This window comes from Achromobacter sp. GW823-FHT04E03 (assembly GCF_058796095.1).
The window spans coordinates 496,050-518,964 of record NZ_JBXAIJ010000002.1 but is presented as its reverse complement, the minus strand read 5'-3'; the positions used below and the strand labels follow the sequence as shown (position 1 = coordinate 518,964).

Sequence of the window (22,915 nt, the reverse complement as noted above, 5' to 3'; positions counted from 1 at the left end):
CCCGGAAAAATGAGCAACAACTGTATTTTCTGCAAGATCGCCGCTGGCGACATCCCGTCCAAGAAAATCTACGAGGACGAGGACTTTGTTGCGTTCCACGACATTAATCCGGCCGCGCCGGTACATTTATTGCTGATCCCTCGACGTCATGTCATATCCATGCAGGATATTAAGGGGGAGGACGCAGAATGGTTGGGTAGAATGATGTCGTTAGCGCCGCGGTTAGCCGCTGAAAACGGTTGCAATCCGGGCCCTGATGGCGGATTTCGCATCATGATCAATTCTGGCGTCGAAGGCGGCCAGGAAGTCCCGCATCTGCATTTCCACATCATCGGCGGCTCGCGACCCTGGAAAGGGCGCGTGGCCCCCAACGCGTAATTCGGAGAAACATCATGGGTAGTTTCAGCATCTGGCATTGGTTGGTTGTCCTGGTCATCGTGGCGCTGATTTTCGGCACCAAGAAGCTGCGCAACATCGGCTCGGACCTCGGCGGCGCGGTCAAGGGCTTCAAGGAAGGCATGAAGGACGCCAACGGCGGCGACAAGCCGGCCGAACCGATCGCGCAACAACGCGTCTCCGGCGACACCATCGACGTGCAGGCCAAGGAAAAATCCAACTCCTGAGCGCCTGCTCGGCTCCCGGGCCGTCCTGAACAGGCCGGCCCTTATTGCATCCACTCCCGAGCGGCCGTCGAATGTTTGATGTCAGCTTCACTGAACTGATGGTGATCGGCGTCATCGCCCTGATCGTCATCGGCCCCGAACGCCTGCCCAAGGTTGCCCGCACCGTCGGCCACCTGCTCGGGCGCGCGCAGCGTTACGTCAATGACGTGAAATCCGATATCCAGCGCGAAATCGAGCTCGACGAACTGCGCAAGTTCAAGAGCGAAATGGAAGATGCCGCCCAGGGCGTGCAGAAGTCGCTGAACGAAACCCAGGCCTCGCTGCAGGAACCCGTCCAGCAGTTCCGCGCGGAACTCGACGAAGTCGCGCGCGAAGCCAACATCAAGGCCGAACCGGCCGTGGCCAGCGAAACGCCTGCCGATCCCGAGCGCAGCATCGCGCCGCCGCCCGGCCAGAACCACAGCCTGGACCTGGATCTGCCGCCGGTGGCTGCGCCTGCGCCTGCCGCAACCCAACAACCCGCGCCCAGCGCGCCCAAGGCCGACGACGCCGCGCCCGCCGCCAAGCCCGTTGCGCCCTCCGGAACCCCGACGTGACCCAGGACGCCTCCCAAGAAGAAGGCCAGCAGGAGACCTTCATCTCCCACCTGGTCGAGCTGCGCACCCGCCTGCTGCGCGCCGCCGCCGCCGTGATCGGCATATTCATCGTGCTGTTCATCTACCCCGGCGCGTCGGCCATCTACGACGTGCTGGCCCAGCCGATGCTGGCTTCGCTGCCCGAAGGCACGCGCATGATCGCCACCGGCGTCATCACGCCGTTCATGGTGCCCGTCAAGGTCACGATGATGGCTGCGTTCATCCTGGCGCTGCCTGTGGTGCTGTACCAGGCCTGGGCCTTCGTGGCGCCCGGCCTGTACCGGCATGAAAAGCGCCTGGCGCTGCCGCTTATCGTTTCCAGCACTTTTCTGTTCATCGCGGGCATGGCGTTCTGCTATTTCGTGGTGTTCCGCACGGTGTTCCACTTCATCGCCACGTTCGCGCCGCAGTCCATTACGCCGGCGCCGGACATCGAGGCCTACCTGAGCTTCGTCATGACGATGTTCATGGCCTTCGGCATCACCTTCGAAGTGCCCGTGGCCGTGGTGCTGCTGGTGAAGATGGGCGTGGTCGAACTGTCCAAGCTGAAGGCAGCGCGCGGCTACGTGGTGGTGGGGGCCTTCATCATCGCCGCCGTGGTCACGCCGCCCGACGTGGTCAGCCAGTTCATGCTGGCAGTGCCTTTGTGCCTGCTGTATGAGGTCGGGCTGATCTGCGCCCGGCTGGTCACGCCCAAACCAGAAGCAGAGAGCGAGGCCGGTTCGGACTCGCTGACAGAACGCCACTGATCCCTTCGGACGGTCCTGCCCACAAAGCAGGACCGTTTCACCTTGTGGGCGGCCTGCGGCAACTCTACATTGCCCTTATGTCACTCGCCCAAAGACTGCATACCCTGATGCGCTGGCGCGGCATCAAAAGCCAGAACCAGCTGGCGCGCATTTCCGGCGTGCCGCAATCGTGCATCCATCGGATCCTCATGCGCGAAGACTGCTACTCGCCGTCTCGCGCCACCTTGCTGCGGCTGGCGCGGGCGCTGGACACCAGCGTGCCGTGGCTGACCGACGGCGTGGGGCCGGGTGGGGATACACCGCAAGACAGCGCATTCCCGCCGGACCATGCCCCGGACGGCTATTGCACGGAAATATGGGCGCTGCTGCGCACCCAATCCGAAAGCACCAAGAAAGCCATCCTGTCGGCGGTGCGCCTGATGGCCAAAGACCCCGCCGCGACCTGAGCTCCGTTCGCGGACCCGGCCCCGTCCTAGCGCGGCTTGCCCGGGCGCGTACCCACCACCACGGCCAGCTCGGCCGGCTTGCCGCTGCGCAATATTCCCAGCTTGGCGCTCTGGCCCGGCGGCAGCTGCGCGATCTCCGACAGCAGGCTGGCGGTATCCATCATCCGCTTGCCGTTGACCGACTGCACGATGTCGCCCACCCGCAGGCCGCCGCGCGCCGCCGGCCCGTCGCGCATCACGCCAGCGATGATCACGCCGGTGGTGTCGCGGTCCAGCCCAAAGGCGCGTGCCAGCTCCGGGGTCACGTCCTGCGGCTCCACGCCCAGCCAGCCGCGCTTGACCGCGCCGGTCTTGACGATCTCGTCCATGACCTTGCGCGCGATCTCGATGGGGGTGGCGAAGCCTATGCCCATCGACCCGCCTGATTCGGAATAAATGGCGGTGTTGATGCCCACCAGATTGCCGGCGGCGTCGACCAGCGCGCCGCCGGAATTGCCGGGGTTGATCGCCGCGTCGGTCTGAATGAAGTTCTCGTAGGTGTTCAGGCCCAGTCCGTTGCGGCCCAGCGCCGACACGATGCCCAGCGTGGTGGTCTGCCCCACGCCGAACGGATTGCCGATGGCCAGCACCACGTCGCCCACGCGCAAGCCCCGGTCCGGCGCCAGCGTGGCAGCGGGCAGGGCGCGCAAGGTGGCCAGCTTCAGCACGGCCAGATCGGTGTCCGGATCCGCGCCCACCACTTTCGCGGTATCGCGGCGGCCGTCGGACAGCGCAACCTCGATCGCTTCCGCGGCCTGCACCACGTGGTAGTTGGTCAGCACGTAGCCGTCCTGGTTCACGATCACGCCGGACCCCAGGCTGGTCGAGGCCTGCCGCCGGGTCACGCCGGGCACCTGGCCAAAGAACTGGCGCAGCACCGGATCGTCGGGCAGCGGAATCAGCGGCACGTTAACGTGCTTGGTGGTGTATACGTTGACCACGGAAGGAGCCGCGCGGGCCACGCCCTCGGCATAGGACGCCGTGGCCTGGGTGCGCGCAGCGGGCGGTCTTGCGGCGGCCGCTGCGGACTGCGGCCCCGCCGCGGGTCCGGCCAGCCGCAGCAGGTCGGGCCGCAAGGTCGTCACGACGAATAGAATACCCAGGCAGACCGTGACGGCCTGAGCAAAGATCAGCCAATATCGGCGCATGATTCTGATAGGACTAGCTATGAGTAAAGTGGACTCCCACGTCCTGGCCAACTGGCTGGACGACACCCTGCAAGCGGCGCGCTTCAAGGACTATTGCCCCAACGGGCTGCAGGTGGAAGGCCGATCCGAAATCGCACACATTATCGCCGGAGTCACGGCCAGCGAAGCCCTGCTGCGCGTGGCGGTCGAGCGCGGCGCGGATGCGGTGCTGGTGCACCACGGCTGGCTCTGGCGCAACGAGGACCGCCGCGTCATCGGTACGCGCCGCGCGCGCATGGCCCTGGCCCTGAAAAACGACCTGAACCTGTACGCCTACCATCTGCCGCTGGACGCGCATCCTACGCTGGGCAACAACGCTCAGCTGGCGCGCGTGCTGGGCCTGGCGCCCGCGCTGCGCGACGATGGTGCGCCGCAAACCTGTGGCCCCGACAACCTGGTCTGGCTGGGCGCCGCGCAAGGCGTGGCGACGCTGGGCCAGTTGGGCGAGCGCGTGGCCGAGCGCCTGGGCCGCCAGCCGCTGGTGGTGGGCGACCCGGACATGCCGCTGGCGCGCGTGGCCTGGTGCACGGGCGGCGCGCAAGGCATGCTGGGCGATGCGGCGGACGCAGGCGCCAGCGCCTACATCACGGGTGAGGTCTCCGAATCCACGGTGCACCTGGCGCGCGAAACCGGCGTGGGCTTCATCGCCGCAGGCCACCATGCCACCGAACGCTACGGCGCGCAGGCGCTGGGCCAGGCGGTCGCGGAACATTTCGGTATCAAGGTCGAATTCGTCGACATCGACAACCCGGCATAACCGGCAGCGCCCCCAAAGACACGCCCCCGCAAGGGGGCGTTTTCATTGCACGGCGCGCTATGGCCGTGCGCGCCGCTCGCGCCCGAATCGGCAGGACTCGGCTAGGGGAAAACCAGAGGGCGCGATCAAGGCGGCGCCTGTGCGTCGCATCTGGTCAATCGCGGTTCTCTCCCTGTCAATTCCGCACCCAGTCCACAGCCCTAGCATTCCATGCAGCCGCCCGCTGCCGGCCCTTTCCGGCCGGGCCTCCTACACACGGAGCCATTGAATGCTGACCCTCTACGACCACCCGCGCTCCGGCAACTGCTACAAGGTGCGCCTCTTTCTTGCGCTCATCGGCCGGGACTACCAAAGCCGGTTCGTCGACGTGCTGGCCCGCAAGAACCAGACCGCGGAATTCGAGCGCGTCAGCGCCTTCCAGCAGATCCCCGCGCTGACCGATGGCGACACCGCCATCTGGGACAGCCACGCCATCCTGCTGCATCTGGCGCATCACTACGCCCCCGAATGGCTGGCGCCGCTGCCGCGCATCGGCGCCATGCATGCCTGGATGTCGGTATCCGCCAACGAGATCGCCAACAGCCTCCAGCCGCTGCGCCTGACACACGTCGTCAGCAACGCCGAAGCCGCGCACCACCTGGGCGTAAGCGAGGCCTTGCTCGACGTGCCTGGCATGCAGGCCCGCACCGACCGCGTGCTGCAACGCCTGGACCAGCGTCTTGCGGGCCACGCCTGGCTGGCGGGCGGCGATGCGCCGACCGTGGCCGACATTGCCTGCTACGGCTACCTGGCGCTGGCCGAGGAAGCCGCCGTCGACATCGACGCCTATCCCGCCATCGCGGCGTGGCGCAAGCGCATACAGCAGTTGCCGGGGTATGTGCCACCGGGTCCCTGAGGCCCGCGCACAACGACAAAAACCACTATTACAAGACAAGAGGGAACGACATGGACGCCATCCAGGCCGCGCAGCCTATAGCCCAATCACACAAGAAACCGAATCTGTTCCGGGTCGCCGTTGCCACGGTCATCGGCACCGCCGTGGAAGCCTTCGACTTCCTCGCCTACGGTACCGCCGCGGCGCTGGTGTTCAACAAGATTTTCTTCCCGCAGTTCGATCCCGCGACCGGCACGCTGGCCGCCTTCGGAGCCTTCGCCAGCGGCATGCTGGCGCGGCCCATCGGCGGCATCCTCTTCGGCCATTTCGGCGACCGCATCGGCCGCAAGTCCATGCTGACGCTCAGCCTGCTGCTGATGGGCATATGCACGGTGCTCATCGGACTGCTGCCGACCTATGAACAGATCGGCATCTCGGCGGCGGTGCTGCTGGTGGCGCTGCGCATCGGCCAGGGGCTGTCGTTCGGCGGCGAAATGGGCGGCGCCATGCTGATGGCGGTCGAACACGCGCCGCCCAAATGGAAGGCATTCTTCGGCAGCCTGCCGCTGGTGGGCGCGCCTCTGGGCATCCTGCTGTCGGTCGGTTCCTTCGCGCTGGTGACGCGGCTGCCGGAAGAGGACTTCCTGTCCTGGGGCTGGCGCCTGCCGTTCCTGGCCAGCGCCGTGCTCATCGTCGTCGGCCTGTTCATCCGCCACGGCATCGACGAATCGCCTGAATTCGAAGAGGTCAAGCGCGAGAAGGCGCGCAACAGACAGTCCGTGCAAGACAAGATGCCCCTGGGTGAACTGCTGCGCGCGCACGGCAAATCGCTGCTGCTGTGCATAGGCTGCAAGATCGCCGAGGTCACGCTGATCTACACATTCCTGGTGTTCTCGGTTTCCTACGCGGTGTCCAAGCTCGGCTTCAGCCGCGCCGACGCGCTGCATGCCTTGCTCTACGGCGCCGGCGTGCTGATGTTCACCATTCCGCTGTTCGGCGTGCTGGCCGACCGCATCGGCGCGCGCCGCGTCTGTGGCTGGGGCGGCATGCTGCTGGGACTCATGGCCATTCCGATCTTTCTCGCGGTCGGCAGCGGTTCGTTGATGGCATACAGTCTCGCCGTCTTCGTCGCCATGGCCTTCAACTACGCGATCATGATCGCGCCGCAATCCAGCCTCTACAGCGCGCAGTTTCCCGCAGAGCTGCGCTATTCCGGATTGTCCATCGGGGTCCAGTTCTCGGCCGCCATCGGCGGCGGGCTGGCGCCGCTGATCTCGGCCACGCTGGTGCAGAAATTCGACAGCATTCTTCCCGTCGGCGTCTATCTGGCCTTCCTCGGCATCGTGGCCGGCACCTCGGCGTTTCTCATGAAGCCCACGCCGCAGGACCTGCGCCGCGCCTGACGCGCAGGCACGGCAAGAGCAGGCGGCGCGACGCTACGCGCCGCCGTTGCCGCTTCTGGCAGTCTTGCGGTACAAGGCCGGCGACATGCCGAAGCGTTCATGGAAGCGGCGGATGAAATGGCTCGCGTGCTGAAAGCCGCAAGAGGCCGCGATCTCCTTGACCTCGACATGCGCACGCCGCGGATCCTCCAGCGCTTCCCTGGCCAGCTGCAGACGGCGTTCACGCACGTAGCTGGTGTATTGCAGCGAGCGCATCTTGAACAAGCGGTGCACCCAGCGCGTGGTCACGCGCAGCACATCCGCCACCGCCTGCACCGACAGTTCCGGATCGGTGATGTGGGCATCGATGTAGCTGGCCAGCACCTGCCAATTATCGGCGGGCCCGCGCGCATCGCCCGGTATCTTCTCCAGCGCCTGGCTGGTGTAGATCGAAGCCAACAGCGCCAACAGCGCCTGTTCGGCAAACAGCGACGACGTCGGGTTCGATTCCGCCTTGTCGAAGAACACATGATGCAGGCACCGATGGGCGGTCTGCACCATGGGCAGGACGGCCACGCCGCGCTGCGCGGTGAACTGCGACATCGCCAGGCTGTGCGCGCCCAACAGGCGCGACAGCGGCCCCTTGACCACCACAATGCGCGAATCGGTGTACATCCGGATTTCCGATGGCAGCGCGGTCGTGCGGAAGATGATGTCGCCGGGTTCCAGCGGCAGCGTCGCATCGTTCTGCACGATGACGCCGTGTCCGGCAATCACAAAGCTCGCCAGGAACTCCGCATGCTCCAGATCGGCCGCATGTTCCGCGCGGTGCTGCACGCTGATCGGCGTGGACTCCAGACTCACCACCAGCCCGCCCGCGCGCAGCCTGCAGGCCTGCAATAGCAGCCTGGGCGGTTCGGTCAGGGCCCTGAATTCGCCCGGCAGCACCAGCTTGTCCAGTTCGCGCTCGTAGCCAGCGATCTCCTGCGCATAGAAAGGGCGGAACTGGGGCGCAAAGTTCAGATCCGCCTCGGAACAGGCGGGCCGGGCGGATGGATTCACTGTCTGGCGGGCGCGTGGCATGCTCGGAACACTCAGTCGGGTCGGCCAACACTGGCCGAAAGGCGCCGGCCTTCCTGTCGCATTGAGTCAACCCTCGTTCGTGATCGGTCAATCGCTGGCGGCGGAGGCGGGCGTGTAATGGAGCCATTATCCCAAGGAGACCCCATGCTGGAAAAACAAGCCCATGCCGACGCCTTCTTTGCGCGCTCCGCGAACAAGCTCGACTTCGGGAACTGGAGCGAAGAAGAGAAGGTGGCCCTGAGCTGTCGCATTCTCGCCAGCGAAGGCCATTCGGAAACGCTGGCGGGCCAGATCACCGTACGCAAGGAAGACGGCACGTTCCTGACGACGCCCTTGGCCCAGGCCTTCGACGAGATCGTCCCGGCCTCGGTCATCCGCATCAACGACAACATGGAAGTGCTCGACGGCCCCGGCACGCCGAACCCTGCCGTGCGCTTTCACTTCTGGGTCTATCGCCAGCGTCCCGACGTGCAATGCATCATCCACACGCACCCGCCCCATGTATCGACGCTGTCCATGACGGGCCAGCCGCTGGTCGTCGCGCACATGGACGCGACGCCGTTCCACAACGACTGTGCTCATCTGAAGGAATGGCCCGGCCTGCCCATCGCCGACCAGGAAGGCGAGATCATCTCGGCGGCGCTGGGCGCCAAGCGCAGCATCCTGCTGGCCAACCATGGCTTTCTGGCGGCCGGCTCATGCATCGAGGAAGCGCTGTACCTGTCGGTGCTGATCGAACGCGCCGCCCGCAATCAGCTGCAGGCGGCCGCCGCCTATGGCGAGGTGAAACCGGTGGACGATGCGCTGGCCGCCGAATCGCACGACTTCCTGCTCAAGCCCAGCATCGTGCGCGCAAGCTTCGCCATGTTCGCTCGGCGCGTCGAACGGCAAATGGCTGCGGAACGGGACTAGGGGAAGAAAACAGGCAGCGGATCGTTCAGCGGGGGCCGGCGTGCGCCGGCGGGAACGTCCGCCAGCCGCCGCCCGGATCCGCGTCTGCGTGGATTCCGGGCCTGCGGCAGCATCGGATCAGGGCTTTTTGAGCAGATCGCGGATTTCGCGCAGCAGCGCCACGTCTTCGGGCGTCGCAGCGGGCGCCGGCGCTTCCTCGGCCTTGGTGCGGGCCTTGTAGATGGCCTTGACCATCCAGAAGATCACGAACGCCAGCAACACGAAGTTGATGATGATCGTGACGAAATTACCCCACGCAAAAACGTTGGCGCCAGCCTTGGTCAGGTCGGCGTAGGTCATGGGGCCGTTGTAGCCGGCCGGCATCGACAGAACCAGGAACTTGTTCGAAAAATCGACCGAGCCTCCGAGGATGAAGTTGACCAACGGCATGACGATGTCCTTGACCAGCGAATCGACGATCTTGCCGAACGCCGCGCCGATGATGACACCGACCGCCAGGTCCACTGCGTTGCCTTTGACAGCGAAATCTCGGAATTCTTTGACGAAACCAGTCGCTTTGCTCATAAAAGCACTCCCTTCGTGATACGCCCGTGAGTGGGCTGGCGCTATAATACGCGGTTGCTATGTTGTTACAAATTCCCGCGAACCCGATGCCGCAGAAGTGATGCTACTCGTAGAGCGGGCGCATCAACAAGGATAGGAAGATGAGTCAGGATACGCTGGTGCACGATGATGACGGTGCGGTTGATCCCAACCTGCCACCTGATCCTTCGCGACGTTTCTGGGTTACCACCGCCTGTGCTGTGGGTGGCGTAGCAGGTGTCGCAACGGCAGTGCCGCTTGTGAGCACGTTTTCTCCCTCCGAAAAGGCCCGCGCTGCCGGGGCTCCCGTTGAAGTGGACGTCGGCGACATTCCCGTCGGCACCATGAAGACGGTTGAATGGCGCGGAAAACCGGTCTGGATCATCCACCGGTCGCCTGAACAACTCGCTGGTCTCAAGACCCAGGACGCCTTGCTGGCCGATCCTGATTCCAAGCGCCCCGGCTTCACGCCCAAATACGCCGAAAACGAAGGCCGCTCGCGCAAGCCCGAGCTCTTCGTCTGCGTCGGCATCTGTACCCACCTCGGCTGCTCGCCCACGTCCCACTTCGAGAAAGGCGGCAGCCTGGGCGCCGACTGGCAGGGCGGATTCCTCTGTCCTTGCCACGGCTCCACGTTCGATCTGGCCGGCCGTGTCTACAAGAACAAGCCCGCTCCCGACAACCTCGAAGTCCCGCCGTACCAATATCTCACCGACACCCGCATCATCGTGGGCGTCGATGAAGACAACAAGGCCTGACGCGCGCGTCGCGCTTTTTTCCCGAATTACGTAAGTAAAACAAATACGCCACGTATTAGAGAAGGAGCCGTTACATGGCTGGCGAGAAAACCGTCGAGACGACAGGCCTGTTGGGCTGGCTGGACCGGCGCTTCCCGGTGACCTCCACCTGGAAAGCCCATCTGTCCGAGTACTACGCACCGAAGAACTTCAACTTCTGGTACTTCTTTGGCTCACTGGCCCTGCTGGTGCTGGTGCTGCAGATCGTGACCGGCATCTTCCTGGTCATGCACTACAAGCCGGACGCCGAACGCGCGTTCCAGTCCGTCGAATACATCATGCGCGAAGTCCCGTGGGGCTGGCTGGTGCGCTACATGCACTCCACCGGCGCGTCGATGTTCTTCGTCGTCGTGTACCTGCACATGCTGCGCGGGCTGCTTTACGGTTCCTACCGCAAGCCGCGCGAACTCGTGTGGATCTTCGGCGTCGCGATCTTCCTCTGTCTGATGGCGGAAGCCTTCTTCGGCTATCTGCTGCCCTGGGGCCAGATGTCCTACTGGGGCGCGCAGGTGATCGTGAACCTGTTCGCAGCCATTCCCTTCATCGGCCCTGAGCTGTCCATCTGGATCCGCGGCGACTACGTCGTGTCGGATGCCACGCTGAACCGCTTCTTCGCCTTCCACGTCATCGCCATCCCGCTGGTGCTGGTGGGCCTGGTCGCGGCCCACCTGGTGGCGCTGCACGAAGTCGGCTCGAACAACCCGGACGGCATCGAGATCAAGCAAGGCCCGAAGGACAAGTACGGCCGCCCGAAGGACGGCATCCCGTTCCACCCGTTCTACTCGGTCCACGACCTGATGGGCGTGGCCGGCTTCCTGCTCGTGTTCGCGTTCATCGTGTTCTTCGCGCCGGAAATGGGCGGCTACTTCCTCGAGTTCAACAACTTCATCCCTGCTGACTCGCTGAAGACGCCTCCGCACATCGCGCCGGTCTGGTACTTCACGCCGTTCTACTCGATGCTGCGCGCCACCACCGACGAGTTCACCTGGGTGCTGGCGGGCGCTTCCGTGCTGGGCGCCATCGCGCTGCTCGTCAAGAGCAACCTGAAGGGCTTCATGCGCATCGCCGTCCCCGGCATCCTGATCGTCGTGGCCGTGCTGCTGCGCGTGATCGACGCCAAGTTCTGGGGCGTGGTCGCCATGGGCGGCACGGTCGTCATCCTGTTCTTCCTGCCGTGGCTGGACCATTCCCCGGTCAAGTCGATCCGCTACCGCCCGACCTGGCACAAGTGGATCTACGGCATCTTCATGGTCAACTTCCTGGTGCTCGGCTACATCGGTACGCAGCCGCCCAGTCCGCCGTTGAACATCACGTCGCAAATCGGCACGCTGCTGTACCTGGCATTCTTCTTCCTGATGCCGGTATGGAGCCGCCTGGGCACTTTCAAGAAGGTGCCCGACCGCGTCACGTTCCACGCCCACTGAGCCCACCAGATAACGGATTAACCATGATCAAGAAGCTGATTGGTGCCGTGGCCTTGATGCTCACGTGTACCGCCACCCTTGCCGCCGGAGGCGGCTACCCCCTGGACAAGGCCCCGTACCGCGTCAACGACATGTCGTCGCTGCAGAACGGAGCCAAGCTGTTCGTCAACTACTGCCTGAACTGCCATAGCGCGTCCTCGATGCGCTACAACAAGCTCAAGGACATCGGGCTGACCGACCAGCAGATCAAGGAAAGCCTGCTGTTCACCGGCGAAAAGGTCGGCGACATGATGAACGTCGCCATGACCCCGAAGGACGCCAAGCAGTGGTTCGGCACGACGCCCCCGGACTTGTCCGTGATCGCGCGCGCCAAATCCGTGAACGCCGGCCCCTCGGGCGCCGACTACATCTACACCTACCTGCGCACCTTCTACCGCGACACGGCGCGTCCCACGGGCTGGAACAACCTGGTCTTCCCGTCGGTGGGCATGCCCCACGCGCTCTGGGAAGTGCAGGGTCCGCGCGAACTCACGACCGTCGCCATGCACGAGGTCGAAGGCAAGGCGGGCGCCCCCAAAACCTGGGAACGCGTCACCACGGTGTACGATGCACAGGGTTTTTCCACGGTCAAGGCCGAACCGGTAGCCAACTACCACGGCCATGCCACCTTCGATGCCAAATTCAAGGCCGCTAACCCGGCCCAAGTCGCAACATACGACAACGACGTCGCCGACCTGACTGCGTTCATGTCCTGGATGGCCGAACCCGTCCAGACATTCCGCGTCCGTCTCGGCGTCGGTGTCATGTTGTTCCTGCTGCTGTTCTTCCTGGTTACCTGGCGCCTCAACGCCTCGTACTGGAAACACGTGCGCTAACCGCAACGCCCCGCCAGGTTTTTATCCGTCCCTGATTGCAAATAGGGACGGCATCGGCGGATAGGGCTGTACGCCTATCCCGCCTGGCAATTGGGGCCAGCGCCTGCTAGATTAAGGCGCTGGCCTTTCGTTTTTCAATAAAGGACTTACCGCCATGATGGTGCTCTATTCCGGAACCACGTGTCCGTTTTCGCAACGCTGCCGCTTCGTGTTGTTCGAAAAAGGCATGGATTTCGAGATCCGCGACATCGACCTGTACAACAAGCCCGAAGACATCTCGGTGATGAACCCGTACGGTCAAGTGCCCATTCTGGTCGAACGCGACCTGGTCCTGTACGAGTCGAACATCATCAACGAGTACATCGACGAGCGCTTCCCGCATCCCCAGCTGATGCCCGCCGACCCGGTCATGCGCGCCCGCACCCGCCTGTTCCTCTACAACTTCGAGAAGGAACTGTTCGTCCACGTCTCGACGCTGGAAGACCGCAGCGCCAAGCCCGACGAAAAGAAGCTGGCCAACGCCCGCCAGAACATCCGCGACCGCCTGGCCCAGCTGGCCCCCATGCTGCTGAAGAACAAGTACATGCTGGGCGAGGAATTCTCCATGCTCGACGTGGCCGTGGCTCCGCTGCTGTGGCGCCTGGACCACTACGGCATCGAACTGCCCAAGAACGCGGCTCCGCTGCAAAAGTACGCCGAACGCATCTTCTCGCGTCCGGCCTACATCGAAGCGCTGACGCCTTCGGAAAAAGTGATGCGTCGCTAAGGCTGTTGCGTGATGGGTGAAACTTCGACCAAACCGTACCTGATCCGCGCGCTGCACGAATGGTGCACCGATAACGGCTATACGCCCTACATCACCGTGCAGGTCGACGAGCACACCATGGTGCCCGTCGCCCATGTGCGCGACGGCCAGATCACGCTGAACGTGGGCACGCTGGCCACCAACCGCCTGGTGCTGGGCAACGAATTCATCGAATTCCAGGCCCGCTTCAGCGGCGTGACCGAAAACGTCTACGTTCCCGTGGGCGCCGTCAGCGCCATCTATGCGCGCGAAACCGGCGCCGGCATGGGCTTCGAAGTGCAGCCCTACGAACCGCCGGAAGCTGGCGCCCAGGGCGCGACGGCCACCGCCGCGCCCGAGGGCTCCGACGCCGACGCCGCCCCCGGCGACGACGGCGGAGACGACGACGAACCCAAGCGTCCGCGCCTGACCATCGTCAAATAAGGCATCCCCGCAAGGTCTGCATTTTTTTCATTACAATGCAGCCCTTCGCGTGCCCCAGGCACGCAGCGCCGGTGTAGCTCAGTTGGTAGAGCAGCTCACTTGTAATGAGAAGGTCGAGGGTTCGATTCCTTTCACCGGCACCAGATTCCAGATGCAGATCCGTCCTGAGACGATCTCAAAAACCAGCTCCGGCTATGACGGTGCGGGTTTTTTATTGCCTGCGTCATGAACGGAAAGCGTGAGGCCAAGCCAGCCCATTGCGCTTTGTCCTATTTACGCTGTCCCGAGCCCCGAAAACCGGCCTTTCCGCGAAATCGCTGCCTACAATCCCGCCAAGTTCTGGCCTCAGGAGGCGCGGTTCCCCATGCAGACAAATCATCTCCCCGGCGTGCGGCAAAAACGCCTCTGGCAAAAGAGGTGGCCTAGAGAAGTCCTGTTCAATGGCCCGCCACTCCTCGTCGCCGGTACCGCTGCGGTGAAGAGCTGGCGCGAACCGCTGTTTGAACCCTGGATGTTCGGTCTGACGGCCGCCACGAGCGTCTGGTTGATTCTGGCAGCCCTGGTTCGCGTGGCTGCTGCACGCGCCGACGACGAGATGGATGGACCGGCCGCCGTCCACGAAGGTCTCGATGCAGCGGTCTCCACCATGCACACCATGCTTGCCGAATGGTGCGACAAGCGCAATCGTGGAACCGACCTGCGCACCACCTACCGGGTCGTGCCTCCTGTTCATGAACCGCAGGAAATCGAGCAGATCATCAACTACGCGGGCGCTGGCGGCGAGGGTGCAGGACGAACCTTTCCCGTGCACACCGGCATCGCGGGCAGAGCTGTCCGCAGCAAGACACCGCTGGTGATGTCCAGCCAACACAGAACGGAAGATCAACTCCGCTCGGCGCTAGTGCTTGAATGGGGGTATACCGCGGCCCAGGCCCGCCGTCTTGGACCCGGCCGCTATTCGGCTATGGCGGTGCCCGTCCCGGACCGTTCAGGCCAGCATCCCATAGGCGTGATCTACCTGGACTCGAGCGACCATGCGCTTTTCGAACGCAACGACGTTGCGGAAATCGTAGGCGCCGGCGCCAAAGCGATCAGCGACTTCGTCAGCAAAAGGTATTGATATGAACGCTGCCACCAACAAGAAACCTGACGCATTCTTCAAGGGATCCCGGCTAATTTCCAGGCCGGGCGCGGTAATCCAGGTTCGGGAACTGATGCTCACCGAATACGGGTTGCGTGCCATTACCAGTGCAAGCACGGGTATCCGGCAAGGGGCCATTGAAGAAGCTGGCCCACCGTCGCCGCTGAGAGGAATGGCTCCTGCCTGACCCCATTTGTACTGCGCCCGGTTTGGCTGCTTTTCGATACCGCAGATGGTCGCCGCACGCACTCGTGTCCTGGTGAGAAAGGCAAATATTCAGCGCGTCGACCCGTTGCGCCTGCCCCGTTTTGCATTCTTCCGTTTTTTTGTGCATAATTCGCCCCCTCTACCTGTTCCCCGATAGCTCAGTCGGTAGAGCGACGGACTGTTAATCCGCAGGTCGCTGGTTCGAGCCCAGCTCGGGGAGCCAAAGAATGCAGTACTGAAGGGCCCGCAACTTGTTGCGGGCCTTTTGCATTGGGACGCGGTGCGCGCGCGCTGTTTGCCGGGCCGCGCGCGGCGTACGATGATGCGCATTCCCTCATCACCACATCGCCTGCCTCCATGCGTTCCGCGCGATCCCTGCCTGCCCTGGTTTCCCTGCGCGCCTTTGAAGCTGCCGCGCGGCGCATGAGTTTTTCCCTGGCTGCGCAGGAGCTCTTCGTAACGCAAAGCGCCATCAGCCACCATATCCAGCGACTGGAAGCCGAACTGGGCGTGGCCCTGTTCGAGCGGCTCACCCGCGCCGTGGCGCTGACCGCGGCGGGTCAGGCCTATTACGAGCGCGTACACGCGGCCTTCGAGTTGCTGCGCCTGGGTACCGACGAGGTCCGTGCGCCCGAGACTGTGCGGCAGACGCTGCGCGTCGGGCTGCTGGCCTCGTTCGCCACGCGCTGGCTGGCGCCGCGCCTCGCGGCGTTTGCCGCCTCCCATCCCGACATCGATCTCCAATTGCAGCCCGACATCGGCCTGGCGGACGTTGCGGGCGGCGAGGTCGACGTCGCCATCCGCTACGGGCGCGGCGTGTGGCCAGGCGTGCGGGCTCGGCTGATCATGGCGGAGCGGCTGTCGGTAGTCTGCTCGCCCGCCCTGATCACGGGCAGGAAACGGCCGCGCACGCCGCAGGATCTGCTGCGATTCCCGCTGCTGGCCTCGCATGCCCGCCATCCCTTCGAATGGGACGCCTGGGCGCGACATCACGGCGTGGACCTGGGCGGCGTGCGGCCCGTACGCCTGCATGACTACAACATCGTCGTGGAAGCGGCGCTGGCGGGGCAAGGCATGGCGATGGGCCGTCACCGCCTTATCGCCGCCCAGCTCGCCAGCGGCGCGCTGGTGGAGGCCCTGCCAAACGCCGCGCTCGAAGCTCCTCGCATCGGCTGGTGGTTCGTGACGCCGCGCGGCGCGCTTGGCGAAGCGGCACAGCGCTTCCACGCATGGCTGGCGCAGGCGGCCGCGGAGCGGGGCGACACACATTAGTTTTACTCATGTGTACTGCGCGAAAATTGATTGGTCAGGGCCGGCAGCGGCCGATAGCATGAGGCTTGCCCATACTTTCCCTGTTCAGGAGTCCCTCATGACCCGCTCGATCTCCGGCCGCGTGGCCGAACTTGGCCTGACCCTCGAAGCCGCCGCCGCTCCCGCCGCCAACTACGTGCCCTTCGTGCAGGAAGGCAACCTGCTGTATATCTCGGGCCAGATCTCCCGCAAGGACGGCAAGGCCGCCTATCTGGGCCGCCTGGGAGACCAGGTTTCCGACGCCGATGGCGTGGCAGCGGCGCGCCTGTCGGCGCTGGGCCTGCTATCGCAGATCGCCGCCGCCACCGGCGACAAGCTGGATCGCGTGGCGCGCGTCGTGCGCCTGGGCGTGTTCGTGGCCAGCACGCCGGACTTCAACCGCCAGAGCGCCATTGCCAACGGCGCCTCCGACCTGATGGTCGAGGTGTTCGGCGACGCCGGCCGCCATGCTCGCAGCGCCGTCGGCGTGGCATCCCTGCCGCAGGGCGTGGCGGTCGAGATCGAAGCCGTTATCGCGCTCACGCAAGCCTGATCCCTGCCGGAGCCGCCATGTCCGCCCCCTTGACTCCCAGCGCCGTGGAAGCGTTGCGCGCCCAGACCCCTGGCGCGCACACCACCGTCCATTTCAATCACGCCGGCGCGTCGCTGCCCTCGGCCGCCACGCTGCATGCCATCCACGCGCACCTGCAACGCGAAGCGACGCAAGGGCCCATGGAGGCGGGCGTGCGGTCGCGGGAGCTGATCGAGCAGGCTCGCACACTGGCGGCCCGGCTGCTCAACGCGGACCCGTCCGAGGTCGCGCTCACCGGCGGCAACTCGCCCGGCTGGGGCGCGGCTTTCGCGGCGATGGCGCCGTGGCGCGCCGGCGACCGCATCCTGGTGGGTCGCCACGAATGGGGCGGCAACCTGGCCGCCATGCGGCTCAAGGCGCAGCGTGCTGGCGCCACGCTGGAGACCATTCACTCGGACGACAGCGGCTGCGTCGATCCGCAGGCACTGGAGGCCATGCTGGATGAGCGGGTGCGCCTGATCGCACTGACCTGGCTGCCCGCCAACGGCGGCCTGATCAATCCCGCCGCCGCCATCGGCAGCGTCGCGCGCCGCCACGGCATCCCGTATTTCGTGGATGCGGCACAGGCGGTCGGCCAGTTGCCCGTGGACGTCGCGCAGATCGGCTGCGATGTGTTGAGCGGGGCCGGACGCAAGGCGTTGCGCGGCCCGCGCGGCACAGGCCTGCTGTACGTGCGGCGCGACTTCCTGGACCAGCTCACGCCCGCCTTCGTCGACACCCATTCCGCCCCCCTGGGCGCCGACGGCGAGCCGGTGCTGCGCCAGGACGCCGCGCGCCTGGAATCGGCGGAAGCCTCGCTGGCGCTGCGCTGCGGCCTGGCCAACGCCTTGCAGGAAGCCCTGGACATCGGCCTGCCAGCCATCCGCGCGCGCATCGCCGCCACGGCCCAGGCCCTGCGGACCGAACTGGCGGCCATCCCCGGCATCACGGTGCTGGACCAGGGCCGCGAACGCTCGGGCCTGGTGTCCTTCAACTTCGCCGATCAGGACGCCGTATCCGTGCAACGCGCCATGGCGGCACAGGGCATCACCATCGGCAGCAACGGCGTGCCCTATACCCCGCTGGACATGCAGGCGCGTGGCCTGGCGCAGATCGCGCGGGCCTCGGTCAGCTATCTGACCAGCGACGCGGAAATCGACCGCCTGCTGGAAGGGCTGCGCGCCCTGGCCCGCTAGGGCTTGCCCGGCCCTGGGCCAAGTTCAAGCCGCCGCGCGCCGCGCGAAGGGCGTCCACTTGGTGAAGACCAGCAGGTTGCCCAGCATTACCAGCGCCAGGCCCAGCAGGGCCGGCGCCGTCCACTGATAGCCTTCGGCGAAAGTAGACACGCTCAAGGCCACCACCGGAAACAGCACCGTGCAGTAGGCGGCCCGCGCCGGACCCATGCGGCCCACCAACGTCAGATAGGCGGTAAAACCGATCACGGAGCCCGGGATGGCCAGATAGAGCAGGGCGCCGACGTAGGAAGCCGAGGTATCGAATTCGAACGGCAGGCCCGCCGCCAGACAACCCGCCAGCAGGATGGCTGCGCCATAAAGCATGCTGTAGGCGTTGCCGGTCAAGGGCCGGATGCCGGCGCGCTGTTGCAGCGACGACAGCATGTTGCCCGTCGAAAAGCAGAACGTACCCAGCAGTGCAAAGCCCAGGCCCAGCAGGGTTTCATGGCTGGCCTCCTGCCCCGCCAGTTCGGGCCAGAACAGCAGCACCAGGCCGGAAAAGCCCAGCGCGCCGGCCACCATCACGCGCGGCGCGACGCGGGTGCCGAACCACAGGCGGGCATTCAGCGCATTCCATAGCGTCGCCGCCGAAAACACCACCGACACCAGGCCGCTGGGAATCCACTGGGTTGCCGTGTAGAAGCACAGGAAGTTCAGGCAGAACAGGCACAGCCCCTGGCCCACGCACAGCCAGTGGCCGCGCCGGTCCATTTTCTGCAGCTTGCGGGTCAGCGCCAGGACCGCGAACAGAACCAGGCCCGCCAGCGCGAAGCGGTAGAAGATGGAGACGGGAATCGCCACCACGCCCAATTGCAGCTTGATGGCGATCCAGGTTGTGCCCCAGATGACGACTGTGAGGAAATACAGGAAGAGGTTCACGATGCGATGCTGAAACAGGGACGCGGTAAGGCGGTCCGCAAGACCGCCGGGGAATCCAGTTTGCGCCTCCCTGGCCCGCAAGAATTGCCGGTTCTTGCGGTTTTCTTCCTCGCGCGCACGCGCCGCGCGCGAGATCGCAGTAGCATTCCACTCATATGGCTACCGTCGCCTCGGCCCCGGCCGATTTCTCCGTCTTCCGCACCCTGGCGGGCTCCACCGCGACGTTGGGACGCGCCGCCGCGCTGGGCGAGGGCATCGCCATCTCGCAATGGTCACGCAGCGCCCACGAAACCATGGGCTACGACAGTCCGGGCCATCACACCCTGTCACTCTATCTGCGCGGCGGCGACAAGTCGTTCCGCCTGGGCCAGGACAGGCTACATGGCGGCGCCGGCAAGTTCTGCGTGCTGCCCTCGGAGCACTACTCGCGCTGGAGCATGAACGACAGCGTGCAATTCCTGCATCTGTACATCGCTCCGGAACGCCTGGCCCGCGAAGCCGTCATGCGGTTGGACTGCGAGCCCCGCACGCTGGAACTGCGCGACCGCACCTACATCCACGACGACTCGCTGATCGACGTCTGCCGGCAGCTGCTGGACACCGACTGGAACCAGCCCGCCGACCGGCTGGCGGCCAGCAGCGCGGCCGAAACAGTCCTGCACCATCTGCTGAACCAGGGCGTGGCGCGCAAGCCCGCGGCAACGCTGCGCGGCGGTCTCGCGCCCGCCGTGCGCCGGCGCATCATGGACTATGTTGACGCGCACCTGGCCGAGCCGCTGACGCTGGACGAACTCGCAGGCGTGGCGGCGCTATCCACCTACCACTTCGCCCGCATGTTCCACACCTCTTTCGGCGAGCCGCCGCATGCCTGGGTACGGGCGCGGAGGCTGGCGCATGCGCGCAAGCTGCTCGCAGCCGGCAAGGGCGACCTGGCCGGCATCGCCCAGGCCAGCGGCTTCGGCAACGCCAGCCACTTGGCGCGGGTCTTCCGCGACGCCGTCGGCGTCACTCCCGGACAGTACCGCAGCGCCCGCGCCAGGCACTGACGCGTGGGGCTGTGGCCCCGTTTCCCGCCCCGCCCGGTCTACAATGGTCCACCGCCCCCAGGGCCTGACCGTACCGCCGCCCGACGCGATGCCGTCTACGACCTCTCGCGATTCCATCCCCCCGGCTGAACCCCTCGGCGCCGGCCCCGTGCGCGCGCACTGGCTGGCGGAGCTGATACGTCTGCGCGAAGCGCATTGGGGGCCGCTGGAAGACGCAGCCGCAGTGCGCCGCGTACGCCAGCAGGACGCCGATCTGCCCGCGCGCATCCTGGCTCGCGCCGCGTTGCTGGCGCAGCGCGAGAATCTCATCCCCCTGATCGACACATGGCGCCGCAGCGCGCTCGCCATGTTGGCCGCGTTGTTCCTGCTGGCCGCCATTTCCGGCGCAGGCGCCGCGCTGGGCGCGCTGGGTGACGGCTCGCGGCCAGTCAACGTGCTGTGGGCGCTGGGCGCCTTGCTGGGCCTGCATGCGCTCACCTTCCTGCTGTGGCTGGGCAGCTTCCTGCTGCGGGCGTCCTCCGTCACGGGACTGGGGCGTCTCTGGCTCTGGGCCACGCGCAAGCTGGCCCGCGGCCCCGACAGCGCACTGGTACCGCAGGCTTTCCTCAACCTGCTGGCCCGCGCGGGCGCCTTGCGCTGGCTCTTCGGCAGTGTCAGCCACCTGCTGTGGCTGACGGCCCTGTGCGCAGCGCTGGCGGTGCTGCTGGCCGTGCTTTCCACCGCCAGCTACCGCTTCATCTGGGCCACCACCTTGCTGGCGCCCGACACATTCGTCGGGCTGACACAGGCCTTGGGCTGGCTGCCGTCCCTGCTGGGCTTTCCGCTGCCGGACGCAACCATGATCCGCGCCAGCGACGGCGCCCAGGCCCTGCCCGCCGAGGCGCAGGCGCAGTGGTCGCTGTGGCTGATCGGCGTGCTGGTGGTCTACGGCATCCTGCCCCGCCTGTTGGCCGGCGCCCTGTGCGTGGCGGGATCGCTGCGCGCCTTGCGCCGCCTGCGCATCGATCCCTCGCTGCCCGGATTCTCCGCCTTGCGCGATCGCCTGGAGCCGCCCGCCCAGTCCACGGGCATAGACCGCCCGGTCGATCCCCTGCACGAACCGCGCGTCGGCGCGCCGCCGCTCGCGGGCCTGGGCGGCCAGCCGGTGCTGCTGGGGCTCGAACTGCCGCCGGACCTGGCCTGGCCGCCCGCCGACATGCCCGCGGGCGTCCAGCAGGCCGGCAATCTGGATACCCGCGAAGAGCGCAACCGCGTGCTGGACGCGCTCGCCGGCCAGGCCGCCACGCGCATGCTGATCGCCTGCGATGCGCGCCAGACGCCGGACCGCGGAACGCTGTCGCTGATCGCCGAACTGGCCGCGCACGCGGAACAGACGCGTGTATGGCTGGTCACGCCGCGCGCGGACGCCGAGGCTCCCGCCACCCGCGCCCCGCTATGGCGCGAACGCCTGCTGGCGCTGGGCCTGCCCGCCGATGCCGTGCTGCAAGCGCCGCTGGCCCCGCTCGCCTGGCTGGAGTCCGGCCATGGCTGAAGACCTCATCAAGATTGCGCTGGTCGGCCATACCAACACCGGCAAGACCTCGTTGCTGCGCACGCTGACGCGCGACACCACCTTCGGTGAAGTCGCCGACAGCCCGGGCACCACGCGCCACGTCGAAGGCGCGCGCCTGCGGCTGGAAGGGCGGGCCGTGCTGGAATGGTTCGACACGCCGGGCATGGAAGACAGCATCTCGCTGCTGGAGTACCTGGAAAAACTCGACAGCCCGCAAGAACGCCTGGACGGGCCGGCGCGCATCCGCCGCTTCCTCGACACGCCCGAGGCGCATGGCCGCTACGAGCAGGAGGCCCGCGTGCTGGCCAAGATGCTGGATTGCGACGCGGCGCTGTACGTCATCGACGCGCGCGATCCGGTGCTGGGCAAGCACCGCGACGAACTCGCCATCCTGGCCGCCTGCGGCCGGCCTCTGCTGCCTGTGCTGAACTTCGTCAACGCGCCCGCGCATCGCGCCGACGAATGGCGCGCCGCCATGGCCCGGTTGGGCCTGCACGCGGTCGTCGAGTTCGACACCGTCGCGCCGCCGCTGGATGGCGAACAACAGCTCTACGCCAAGCTCGGCGTGCTGCTGGACCGCCACGCCGCCGCGCTGGCCCGGCTGTCCGCCAATCTTGCCGAGCAGCGCCGCGCGCGCCGTGGCGCCGCCTACGAACTGCTGGCCGACCTGCTGGTCGACGTGGCGGCCTTGCACGTCTCCAGCGCCAGCGACGACGCGGCGCTCGCGGCCGCCTCGGGCGCGCTGCGCGACCAGGTGCGCCAGCGCGAGCAGGCCTGCGTCAACGCATTGCTGGCGCTCTACAACTTCCGCGCGACGGACTTCACCGATGATGCGCTGCCCCTGCAGGGCGAGCGCTGGGGCATGGACCTGTTCCATCCCCAGGCCCTGAAGGACATGGGCGTGCAGGTGGGCATGGGCGCCGCCGCGGGCGCCATGGCCGGCGCGGCGGTGGACCTGTTCAGCGCCGGTTTGAGCCTGGGCACCGGCATGCTGATCGGCGCGGCCGCCGGCGGCCTGTGGCAAGGCGTGGAAAAGCTGGGCAAGCGCGTGGCGGGCAAGCTGCGCGGCTGGCGCGAAATCAGCGTCGACGACGCGGTGCTGCGTCTTTTGGCCCTGCGCCAGCGCCAACTGATCGAAGCGCTGGAGCGCCGCGGCCATGCCGCGCGCGAGCCATTGAGACTAGACCATCCGGACGACGATGCCTGGCGCAAAGGGCCCCTGCCCGAAGCGTTGAAAGAGGCCCGCAGCCGGCCCGAATGGTCGGCCCTGGGCGAGCACTACGAAGACAGCGACCGCCGCAAGCGCGTGGTGCGCGAATTGGCGAAAACCCTTGCCGACGCACCCCCGCCCGGCGCCTGAGCGCAGAGCCGCCAGCCTTGCCGCACGCACCATTCCACGCC

Annotated in this window: 26 protein-coding genes and 2 tRNA genes; 24 read left to right on the top strand and 4 right to left on the bottom strand. The window is 66.1% G+C overall.

The window, feature by feature from the left end:
* The first annotated feature begins 9 nt into the window (after positions 1-9).
* The 5 genes from AC1RHV_RS13725 to AC1RHV_RS13705 all read left to right on the top strand — a co-directional run bounded on the left by AC1RHV_RS13725 (position 10) and on the right by AC1RHV_RS13705 (position 2,453).
* Positions 10-378 carry a histidine triad nucleotide-binding protein gene (locus tag AC1RHV_RS13725; RefSeq protein ID WP_492301085.1) on the top strand — a complete coding sequence of 123 codons (369 nt, stop codon included), beginning with the start codon at positions 10-12 and terminating at the stop codon, positions 376-378.
* 14 nt (positions 379-392) lie between these two features.
* Complete coding sequence (gene tatA / locus AC1RHV_RS13720) at positions 393-623, top strand: Sec-independent protein translocase subunit TatA (RefSeq protein ID WP_054455514.1); 231 nt, start codon at positions 393-395, stop codon at positions 621-623.
* A 71-nt stretch (positions 624-694) separates the two neighbouring features.
* Positions 695-1,219 carry a Sec-independent protein translocase protein TatB gene (gene tatB, locus AC1RHV_RS13715; RefSeq protein ID WP_054455516.1) on the top strand — a complete coding sequence of 175 codons (525 nt, stop codon included), beginning with the start codon at positions 695-697 and terminating at the stop codon, positions 1,217-1,219.
* Positions 1,216-2,007, top strand: a complete 792-nt coding sequence (tatC, locus tag AC1RHV_RS13710) for a twin-arginine translocase subunit TatC (protein ID WP_054455518.1) — start codon at positions 1,216-1,218, stop codon at positions 2,005-2,007. The genes tatB and tatC overlap by 4 nt, the downstream gene beginning before the upstream one ends.
* Positions 2,008-2,084: 77 nt before the next feature.
* Positions 2,085-2,453, top strand: a complete 369-nt coding sequence (locus AC1RHV_RS13705; protein WP_054455520.1) for a helix-turn-helix domain-containing protein — start codon at positions 2,085-2,087, stop codon at positions 2,451-2,453.
* Positions 2,454-2,479: 26 nt separating this feature from the next.
* On the opposite strand, the gene AC1RHV_RS13700 is transcribed toward AC1RHV_RS13705, so the two are convergent.
* Positions 2,480-3,640 (bottom strand): trypsin-like peptidase domain-containing protein, encoded by a 1,161-nt coding sequence (locus tag AC1RHV_RS13700; protein WP_054455522.1) that lies wholly within the window; start codon positions 3,638-3,640, stop codon positions 2,480-2,482.
* A gap of 19 nt (positions 3,641-3,659) precedes the next feature.
* Between AC1RHV_RS13700 and AC1RHV_RS13695 the strand changes: the two genes are divergently transcribed.
* The 3 genes from AC1RHV_RS13695 (at position 3,660) to AC1RHV_RS13685 (ending at position 6,713) form a co-directional block, all read left to right on the top strand.
* Positions 3,660-4,436 carry a Nif3-like dinuclear metal center hexameric protein gene (locus AC1RHV_RS13695; RefSeq protein ID WP_492301081.1) on the top strand — a complete coding sequence of 259 codons (777 nt, stop codon included), beginning with the start codon at positions 3,660-3,662 and terminating at the stop codon, positions 4,434-4,436.
* A gap of 268 nt (positions 4,437-4,704) precedes the next feature.
* Positions 4,705-5,331 (top strand): glutathione S-transferase family protein, encoded by a 627-nt coding sequence (locus AC1RHV_RS13690; RefSeq protein WP_492301080.1) that lies wholly within the window; start codon positions 4,705-4,707, stop codon positions 5,329-5,331.
* Positions 5,332-5,381: 50 nt separating this feature from the next.
* Positions 5,382-6,713 (top strand): MFS transporter, encoded by a 1,332-nt coding sequence (locus tag AC1RHV_RS13685; protein ID WP_175180346.1) that lies wholly within the window; start codon positions 5,382-5,384, stop codon positions 6,711-6,713.
* A gap of 33 nt (positions 6,714-6,746) precedes the next feature.
* Here the strand turns inward: AC1RHV_RS13685 and AC1RHV_RS13680 are convergent, their stop codons facing one another.
* The gene (locus AC1RHV_RS13680; RefSeq protein WP_054455530.1) at positions 6,747-7,775 is read right to left on the bottom strand and encodes an AraC family transcriptional regulator; all 1,029 of its coding nucleotides are present in this window, start codon (positions 7,773-7,775) and stop codon (positions 6,747-6,749) included.
* Positions 7,776-7,919: 144 nt separating this feature from the next.
* Between AC1RHV_RS13680 and AC1RHV_RS13675 the strand changes: the two genes are divergently transcribed.
* A complete protein-coding gene (locus AC1RHV_RS13675) occupies positions 7,920-8,687 on the top strand; it encodes an aldolase (RefSeq protein ID WP_054455532.1) in 768 nt (255 codons plus the stop codon).
* Between the two features lie 117 nt (positions 8,688-8,804).
* Here the strand turns inward: AC1RHV_RS13675 and mscL are convergent, their stop codons facing one another.
* Positions 8,805-9,251: a large conductance mechanosensitive channel protein MscL gene (gene mscL, locus AC1RHV_RS13670; RefSeq protein WP_042795720.1), complete on the bottom strand. Its 447-nt coding sequence runs from the start codon at positions 9,249-9,251 to the stop codon at positions 8,805-8,807.
* Positions 9,252-9,391: 140 nt separating this feature from the next.
* On the opposite strand from mscL, the gene petA reads away from it, so the two are divergent.
* The 12 genes from petA (at position 9,392) to AC1RHV_RS13610 (ending at position 17,998) form a co-directional block, all read left to right on the top strand.
* Positions 9,392-10,027, top strand: coding sequence for a ubiquinol-cytochrome c reductase iron-sulfur subunit (petA, locus tag AC1RHV_RS13665; protein ID WP_054455534.1), 636 nt, complete (start codon positions 9,392-9,394; stop codon positions 10,025-10,027).
* A 74-nt stretch (positions 10,028-10,101) separates the two neighbouring features.
* Positions 10,102-11,490 carry a cytochrome b gene (locus AC1RHV_RS13660; RefSeq protein ID WP_054455536.1) on the top strand — a complete coding sequence of 463 codons (1,389 nt, stop codon included), beginning with the start codon at positions 10,102-10,104 and terminating at the stop codon, positions 11,488-11,490.
* Positions 11,491-11,513: 23 nt separating this feature from the next.
* Positions 11,514-12,365 (top strand): cytochrome c1, encoded by an 852-nt coding sequence (locus tag AC1RHV_RS13655; protein WP_054455538.1) that lies wholly within the window; start codon positions 11,514-11,516, stop codon positions 12,363-12,365.
* 154 nt (positions 12,366-12,519) lie between these two features.
* A complete protein-coding gene (locus tag AC1RHV_RS13650) occupies positions 12,520-13,131 on the top strand; it encodes a glutathione S-transferase N-terminal domain-containing protein (protein WP_006388039.1) in 612 nt (203 codons plus the stop codon).
* Between the two features lie 12 nt (positions 13,132-13,143).
* Positions 13,144-13,593, top strand: coding sequence for a ClpXP protease specificity-enhancing factor (locus AC1RHV_RS13645; protein WP_054455540.1), 450 nt, complete (start codon positions 13,144-13,146; stop codon positions 13,591-13,593).
* A 67-nt stretch (positions 13,594-13,660) separates the two neighbouring features.
* A tRNA-Thr gene (locus AC1RHV_RS13640) sits at positions 13,661-13,736 on the top strand.
* Positions 13,737-13,957: 221 nt separating this feature from the next.
* A complete protein-coding gene (locus tag AC1RHV_RS13635; RefSeq protein ID WP_492301076.1) occupies positions 13,958-14,713 on the top strand; it encodes a GAF domain-containing protein in 756 nt (251 codons plus the stop codon).
* A 1-nt stretch (position 14,714) separates the two neighbouring features.
* Positions 14,715-14,921: a sulfatase gene (locus AC1RHV_RS13630; protein WP_082401081.1), complete on the top strand. Its 207-nt coding sequence runs from the start codon at positions 14,715-14,717 to the stop codon at positions 14,919-14,921.
* 167 nt (positions 14,922-15,088) lie between these two features.
* Positions 15,089-15,164 (top strand) — tRNA-Asn (locus AC1RHV_RS13625).
* Between the two features lie 134 nt (positions 15,165-15,298).
* A complete protein-coding gene (gcvA, locus tag AC1RHV_RS13620; protein ID WP_492301074.1) occupies positions 15,299-16,213 on the top strand; it encodes a transcriptional regulator GcvA in 915 nt (304 codons plus the stop codon).
* A 97-nt stretch (positions 16,214-16,310) separates the two neighbouring features.
* Positions 16,311-16,784 carry a RidA family protein gene (locus AC1RHV_RS13615; RefSeq protein WP_054455544.1) on the top strand — a complete coding sequence of 158 codons (474 nt, stop codon included), beginning with the start codon at positions 16,311-16,313 and terminating at the stop codon, positions 16,782-16,784.
* Between the two features lie 17 nt (positions 16,785-16,801).
* On the top strand, positions 16,802-17,998 hold the full coding sequence (locus tag AC1RHV_RS13610; protein WP_492301072.1) for an aminotransferase class V-fold PLP-dependent enzyme: 1,197 nt from the start codon (positions 16,802-16,804) through the stop codon (positions 17,996-17,998).
* A gap of 24 nt (positions 17,999-18,022) precedes the next feature.
* Here AC1RHV_RS13610 and AC1RHV_RS13605 read toward each other — a convergent pair whose 3' ends face one another.
* Positions 18,023-18,916, bottom strand: coding sequence for a DMT family transporter (locus AC1RHV_RS13605; protein WP_054455547.1), 894 nt, complete (start codon positions 18,914-18,916; stop codon positions 18,023-18,025).
* Positions 18,917-19,071: 155 nt separating this feature from the next.
* Here AC1RHV_RS13605 and AC1RHV_RS13600 point away from each other — a divergent pair, with 155 nt between their 5' ends.
* The 3 genes from AC1RHV_RS13600 (at position 19,072) to AC1RHV_RS13590 (ending at position 22,874) form a co-directional block, all read left to right on the top strand.
* The gene (locus tag AC1RHV_RS13600) at positions 19,072-19,962 is read left to right on the top strand and encodes an AraC family transcriptional regulator (RefSeq protein WP_125471001.1); all 891 of its coding nucleotides are present in this window, start codon (positions 19,072-19,074) and stop codon (positions 19,960-19,962) included.
* Between the two features lie 88 nt (positions 19,963-20,050).
* Positions 20,051-21,493 carry a DUF2868 domain-containing protein gene (locus AC1RHV_RS13595; protein ID WP_310533823.1) on the top strand — a complete coding sequence of 481 codons (1,443 nt, stop codon included), beginning with the start codon at positions 20,051-20,053 and terminating at the stop codon, positions 21,491-21,493.
* Positions 21,486-22,874 carry a GTPase/DUF3482 domain-containing protein gene (locus tag AC1RHV_RS13590; RefSeq protein ID WP_346544466.1) on the top strand — a complete coding sequence of 463 codons (1,389 nt, stop codon included), beginning with the start codon at positions 21,486-21,488 and terminating at the stop codon, positions 22,872-22,874. The genes AC1RHV_RS13595 and AC1RHV_RS13590 overlap by 8 nt, the downstream gene beginning before the upstream one ends.
* Positions 22,875-22,915 lie beyond the last annotated feature (41 nt).

What these genes read in the sequence shown, in the direction of transcription:
- AC1RHV_RS13630 (WP_082401081.1), top strand. Translation starts at nt 14,715, where the DNA reads ATGAACGCTGCCACCAACAAGAAACCTGACGCATTCTTCAAGGGATCC.
- AC1RHV_RS13595 (WP_310533823.1), top strand. Translation starts at nt 20,051, where the DNA reads ATGCCGTCTACGACCTCTCGCGATTCCATCCCCCCGGCTGAACCCCTC.
- AC1RHV_RS13650 (WP_006388039.1), top strand. Translation starts at nt 12,520, where the DNA reads ATGATGGTGCTCTATTCCGGAACCACGTGTCCGTTTTCGCAACGCTGC.
- AC1RHV_RS13610 (WP_492301072.1), top strand. Translation starts at nt 16,802, where the DNA reads ATGTCCGCCCCCTTGACTCCCAGCGCCGTGGAAGCGTTGCGCGCCCAG.
- tatA (WP_054455514.1), top strand. Translation starts at nt 393, where the DNA reads ATGGGTAGTTTCAGCATCTGGCATTGGTTGGTTGTCCTGGTCATCGTG.
- tatB (WP_054455516.1), top strand. Translation starts at nt 695, where the DNA reads ATGTTTGATGTCAGCTTCACTGAACTGATGGTGATCGGCGTCATCGCC.
- AC1RHV_RS13705 (WP_054455520.1), top strand. Translation starts at nt 2,085, where the DNA reads ATGTCACTCGCCCAAAGACTGCATACCCTGATGCGCTGGCGCGGCATC.
- AC1RHV_RS13590 (WP_346544466.1), top strand. Translation starts at nt 21,486, where the DNA reads ATGGCTGAAGACCTCATCAAGATTGCGCTGGTCGGCCATACCAACACC.
- AC1RHV_RS13725 (WP_492301085.1), top strand. Translation starts at nt 10, where the DNA reads ATGAGCAACAACTGTATTTTCTGCAAGATCGCCGCTGGCGACATCCCG.
- AC1RHV_RS13690 (WP_492301080.1), top strand. Translation starts at nt 4,705, where the DNA reads ATGCTGACCCTCTACGACCACCCGCGCTCCGGCAACTGCTACAAGGTG.
- AC1RHV_RS13685 (WP_175180346.1), top strand. Translation starts at nt 5,382, where the DNA reads ATGGACGCCATCCAGGCCGCGCAGCCTATAGCCCAATCACACAAGAAA.
- AC1RHV_RS13600 (WP_125471001.1), top strand. Translation starts at nt 19,072, where the DNA reads ATGGCTACCGTCGCCTCGGCCCCGGCCGATTTCTCCGTCTTCCGCACC.
- AC1RHV_RS13645 (WP_054455540.1), top strand. Translation starts at nt 13,144, where the DNA reads ATGGGTGAAACTTCGACCAAACCGTACCTGATCCGCGCGCTGCACGAA.
- petA (WP_054455534.1), top strand. Translation starts at nt 9,392, where the DNA reads ATGAGTCAGGATACGCTGGTGCACGATGATGACGGTGCGGTTGATCCC.
- mscL (WP_042795720.1), bottom strand. Translation starts at nt 9,251, where the DNA reads ATGAGCAAAGCGACTGGTTTCGTCAAAGAATTCCGAGATTTCGCTGTC.
- AC1RHV_RS13635 (WP_492301076.1), top strand. Translation starts at nt 13,958, where the DNA reads ATGCAGACAAATCATCTCCCCGGCGTGCGGCAAAAACGCCTCTGGCAA.
- gcvA (WP_492301074.1), top strand. Translation starts at nt 15,299, where the DNA reads ATGCGTTCCGCGCGATCCCTGCCTGCCCTGGTTTCCCTGCGCGCCTTT.
- AC1RHV_RS13655 (WP_054455538.1), top strand. Translation starts at nt 11,514, where the DNA reads ATGATCAAGAAGCTGATTGGTGCCGTGGCCTTGATGCTCACGTGTACC.
- AC1RHV_RS13660 (WP_054455536.1), top strand. Translation starts at nt 10,102, where the DNA reads ATGGCTGGCGAGAAAACCGTCGAGACGACAGGCCTGTTGGGCTGGCTG.
- AC1RHV_RS13675 (WP_054455532.1), top strand. Translation starts at nt 7,920, where the DNA reads ATGCTGGAAAAACAAGCCCATGCCGACGCCTTCTTTGCGCGCTCCGCG.
- AC1RHV_RS13695 (WP_492301081.1), top strand. Translation starts at nt 3,660, where the DNA reads ATGAGTAAAGTGGACTCCCACGTCCTGGCCAACTGGCTGGACGACACC.
- AC1RHV_RS13615 (WP_054455544.1), top strand. Translation starts at nt 16,311, where the DNA reads ATGACCCGCTCGATCTCCGGCCGCGTGGCCGAACTTGGCCTGACCCTC.
- AC1RHV_RS13680 (WP_054455530.1), bottom strand. Translation starts at nt 7,775, where the DNA reads ATGCCACGCGCCCGCCAGACAGTGAATCCATCCGCCCGGCCCGCCTGT.
- AC1RHV_RS13700 (WP_054455522.1), bottom strand. Translation starts at nt 3,640, where the DNA reads ATGCGCCGATATTGGCTGATCTTTGCTCAGGCCGTCACGGTCTGCCTG.